We start from the raw sequence: 3,120 nt of genomic DNA on the forward strand, positions 1-3,120 counted from the left end.
CATAGATCTCGAACCCGCCCTGCTTGGAATAGCCTGAGCGTGCGATCACCATATCCCGGCCCTGAAAATCAAAATGCCCGAAGCGAAAGAAGCGGATATCGCGCACCGCGTCCCCGAAGACCGCCGCCATCAGGTCATCGGCGCGCGGGCCTTGGATGGCCAGCGGGCTCACGTCCGGCTCGTCCACCAGCACATCCAGCCGCCAGCCCTGCACAATCCCCTTGACCCAATAGAGCAAGTCGCTGTCGGCAATCGAAATCCACCAGCGGTCCTCGGACAGTTTCACCGCCACCGGATCGTTGAGCATGCCGCCGGTCTCATCGACGATGGGCACATAGAAACACTGTCCCGGCGTCATGCCGCGCAGGTCGCGCGGCGTCAGCATCTGCATCAGGCGTCCCGCATCCGGCCCGCGCAATTCCACCTGCCGCTCGCAGGCCACGTCCCAGACCTGCACCGCCTCCTTGAGGTGGCGATAGTCCTCCTCGACCGAGCGAAAGACCGTGGGCAAGAGCATGTGATTATAGACCGTATAGGCCTTGACCCCCGCCGCCTCGACCCCTTGGGAAAAAGGCGTGCGGCGCAACCGGCGCGACGGGGACAAAAGCGGAGCGTTCATTGGGCCTCCTCAGGCATGAAAACCAGATCGGTGACAGGTGCCGGCAGGCCCGCGCGCGTCAGCATCGCATGCACCTGCCCCCGGTGGTGGGTCTGATGGTTGAAAAAATGGGTGACGCAGGTGGCCACCGGCCGGGTGATCTCGCCGCCCACGGACCCAGAGTAAAACGTCAGATTGCCGGTAAGGTCGATACTGTGCACCCGCCCCGCCCACGCCTTGATCCGCCCATCGGTGGTGAACCGCTCCGCACTCCATGCGGCCCCTGTCGGGGTCAGCGTGGTGCTCTGCTCAAAGCGGGTCTCGGGCGGTGCGGCGCTGGCATCAAACCGGCTAAGCCACATCCGATCCGCCCAGAGAATATGGTTGAGCGTGCCGAGGATCGAGCCAAAGAAGGCCCCGTGATCCTCGGTCAGCACCGTGCGGCTCACGCCATCCACCGCCCGCATGATCTGCGCGTTCTGCCAGGCATTATAGCGCGCCATCAGGCGCACATGATCCGCCGCCAGCAGCATCAGCGCGGACCTTTCCAATCAATCTGGCAGATTTCCGCGCTGCGCCCGTCGAAATCCCACACCCGGCCAAAGGCGCGCACGCGCCCCTTGGTGGCGGTGGCGACGGTGATGTCGGGACCCATCCAGTATTCGGTGTTGGTGACAACAATATCCTCGCCCTTGTGGCCCGGCACCGGCACCACCTCGCCTTGGATCTTCTTGCCCACCATCAGGCGGCGCGCATTGCCTTCGGTCTCGAAAATGACCGGCGCGCGCTCGGCCCCCAGAAACTCGCTGACCAGCACGCCGAAAAGACCCGTCGTGCCACGCGCCTTGCCCGAAAAGATATTGACCAGCGCCTCATAGGCATCCTCGCTCGCGCGCTCGTCGATAAAGGCCGCCGCTTTCCAGTTGCCACGCGCCATGAGGCCGGGAATTTCCAGCATGAGACCCACGTTGAGACCGCTCAGGTCCTCGTCGCCGTAATGGCCCTCGTCGATGCGCACGCCCGACCATGCCTGACAATAGCCCTCGGTGGGCGCATGCTTGCCCAAAGAGACCACGCAGGGGCAAAATACCGTGCAGTTACAGTTGAGGATCAACTCCCCCTTGATCGCCCAGGGCACTGTGCCCAACGTATCCAGAGCCATTTTTGGCCTCCTCTCTCAGAGTGACGTGAACAGAACCCAAACCGACGCGGCCATCAGCCCGGCGCCCAAAGGCCGGGTCAGATAGCGCCCCAGATCGGGCAGCTTTTCCAGAACCATGATCACCGTCGCCAGCCCCATGAAGGCGAGGTTCATCACCCCCCCAACAAAGGCCAGCGCCATCAGCGCCCAGCAACAGCCAAGGCAGACCAGCCCCAGCCGCACGCCATTGCGCACAGCGCCCTCATCCCAATGCTGCATAAAGAACGACAGCGGGCGGCGGCATTTCGACAGGCACGCGTCCTTGACCGGGCTGAACTGATAGGCCCCGGCCACAGCCAGCAGCACCGCCGACAAAACGCCAGAGCGGCTATCGCCAAACGCCGTCAGCAACCCCGCCTGAAAGAGCGCCATCTGCGCCCCCGCCGCAATCACCGAAAACCCGAGCCAGACCGCCAGATACCCCGCCACCAATGCACCAAACCGCGTCTCGCCGGTGTGGCTCAGTTCTTCATAGGTGGCAAAGGCCGGGAGCGCGGTGGGGGCCATCATCGCCGCCGACATCAGCGCCCACATCAGGATGATCCGGCCAAATCCGGCAGCATCGGGTGTGACGATGCACAGGCTTTGCAGGAAATCGGCCCCAAAAATCACCGCCCCCTCACGTAGTTCCTGCGGCAGCGCCATCGCATAAAGCAGACCCCAAGCCCCGAGAATCAGGCCGAACAGCACCAGCCAGTGCCCTCCGCCCATTCGCCTGACCTGTGCCGCAATCATCGCCTCATCCCCGCGACTCACCTCTTGCGTTTAAATTGTCAGACATTTAAATGTAAGACAAATGAAAATTGATCCGGATAACAAGGCCGACCTTTCGGCCCAGATCGCCGAGGCAATCCGCGATGCGATTGTCTCAGGTCAACTTATTGTCGATGAACGTCTGCCGTCTGAGGCGGAATTGGCGGATCACTTCGCGGTGTCGCGCCCCACGGTGCGCGAGGCCTTGAAACGCCTTGCCGCGCAATCGCTCATTCGCACGCAGCGTGGGGCGTTCGGCGGTGCTTTCGTCAATCGCCTCAGCTACCCCGAGGCATATGGCCAGCAGATCACCACCGCCACGCTCCTCCTCAGCATGAACGCCATCAGCTTTGATGTCGCCTGCGAAGCGCGCTATGCGCTGGAGCGCGCCTGCACGCCACTTGCCGCCCAGCGCCGCACACCCGATACGCTGGCCACCATGCGCGCCGAAATCCACCGCCAAGGACAGCCGGGGCTGACGGATGAGAGCTTTTGCGCCTCTGACGTGGCCTTTCACCGCGCATTGGTCGACAGCGCGGGCAACCCGGTGCTCAGCTATCAACTCGCC

General features: G+C 63.2%; 5 protein-coding genes. 1 reads left to right on the top strand and 4 read right to left on the bottom strand.

Annotated elements, in window-relative coordinates:
• From KBT70_RS14980 to KBT70_RS14995, 4 genes are all read right to left on the bottom strand, one after another.
• On the bottom strand, positions 1-619 hold a 619-nt coding region (locus tag KBT70_RS14980; protein ID WP_296635503.1), incomplete at its 3' end, for a dimethylsulfoniopropionate demethylase.
• Entirely contained in the window at positions 616-1,131 is a 516-nt protein-coding gene (locus KBT70_RS14985) for a DinB family protein (RefSeq protein ID WP_296635505.1), read from the bottom strand. The genes KBT70_RS14985 and KBT70_RS14980, both read right to left, overlap by 4 nt.
• Positions 1,131-1,760: a DUF1326 domain-containing protein gene (locus KBT70_RS14990; protein ID WP_037273673.1), complete on the bottom strand. Its 630-nt coding sequence runs from the start codon at positions 1,758-1,760 to the stop codon at positions 1,131-1,133. The genes KBT70_RS14985 and KBT70_RS14990 overlap by 1 nt, the downstream gene beginning before the upstream one ends.
• A gap of 15 nt (positions 1,761-1,775) precedes the next feature.
• Complete coding sequence (locus tag KBT70_RS14995; protein ID WP_296635518.1) at positions 1,776-2,510, bottom strand: DUF2182 domain-containing protein; 735 nt, start codon at positions 2,508-2,510, stop codon at positions 1,776-1,778.
• 85 nt (positions 2,511-2,595) lie between these two features.
• Between KBT70_RS14995 and KBT70_RS15000 the strand changes: the two genes are divergently transcribed.
• Positions 2,596-3,120: GntR family transcriptional regulator (locus KBT70_RS15000; RefSeq protein WP_296635515.1), on the top strand; the 525-nt coding region annotated here is incomplete at its 3' end.

This window comes from Roseovarius sp. (genome assembly GCF_018066915.1).
Classification (GTDB): Bacteria; Pseudomonadota; Alphaproteobacteria; order Rhodobacterales; family Rhodobacteraceae; genus Roseovarius.

Bases quoted from the DNA above. Each gene is read 5' to 3' on its own strand.
- KBT70_RS14985 (WP_296635505.1), bottom strand. From the start codon at position 1,131: ATGCTGCTGGCGGCGGATCATGTGCGCCTGATGGCGCGCTATAATGCC.
- KBT70_RS14995 (WP_296635518.1), bottom strand. From the start codon at position 2,510: ATGGGCGGAGGGCACTGGCTGGTGCTGTTCGGCCTGATTCTCGGGGCT.
- KBT70_RS14990 (WP_037273673.1), bottom strand. From the start codon at position 1,760: ATGGCTCTGGATACGTTGGGCACAGTGCCCTGGGCGATCAAGGGGGAG.